Annotated in this window: 2 protein-coding genes; both read left to right on the forward strand. The window is 61.0% G+C overall.

The annotated features are described in order from the left end of the window. Positions 1-182: 2Fe-2S iron-sulfur cluster-binding protein (locus tag EN750_RS37675; protein ID WP_189526836.1), on the forward strand; the 182-nt coding region annotated here is incomplete at its 5' end. Further along, on the forward strand, positions 179-671 hold a 493-nt coding region (locus EN750_RS37680), incomplete at its 3' end, for an FAD-dependent oxidoreductase (RefSeq protein WP_148669952.1). The genes EN750_RS37675 and EN750_RS37680, both read left to right, overlap by 4 nt.

Consider the following 671-nt stretch of genomic DNA (forward strand, 5'->3'; position numbering starts at 1 on the left):
CTCACGGCTATCTGGGCTTCTCGGAATTCGACGGCACGCCCCGCGCGGGCTTTTGCCTGATGGGCGCCTGCCAGGACTGTTCCTTATGGCTTGCAGACGGTCGACGCATCCGTGCGTGCATGACGACGGTTGAGTCAGGCATGACTGTCGCAAGTCGCCCTCCCCTTCGACATGAACAATGAAAATCGACGTCAACCATCTTCCCCCAGTAATCGTCGGCGCCGGCCCCGCCGGCCTGGCTGCCGCTGGCACGTTCCTGCAAGCAGGGGTCGCTCCACTGATCCTGGACGAAGCAGATGCAGCCGGCGGTCAAGGGACGCGGCGCTTGGGGCCCCTTGCGGAACCTCGAATGAACGCTTTGTTCGGCACGCGCTATGCGGCCCGCGTGAGAGATCGTGAGACCGTCGAGGACGCCATCCTCGCGCAGAGCAACTATCGACCGCTAACGACGATCTGGGGCGTCTATGATAAGAGGCTCGAAGTCTTCGCCGGCGACAGATTATCCAACATACCCTTTCAACATCTCCTGCTTTGCACCGGCGCAACAGATCGCATTCTGCCGGTTGCGGGTTGGACGCTGCCAGGCGTTTATACACTGGGGGGCGCGCAGGTTGCGCTCAAGAAACATGGAACCTTCATTGGCAGGAAGATCGTCTTTGCCGGAAGTTCGC

It is taken from the genome of Mesorhizobium sp. M7A.F.Ca.ET.027.03.2.1 (assembly GCF_003999175.1).
In the GTDB taxonomy this organism is placed as follows: domain Bacteria; phylum Pseudomonadota; class Alphaproteobacteria; order Rhizobiales; family Rhizobiaceae; genus Mesorhizobium.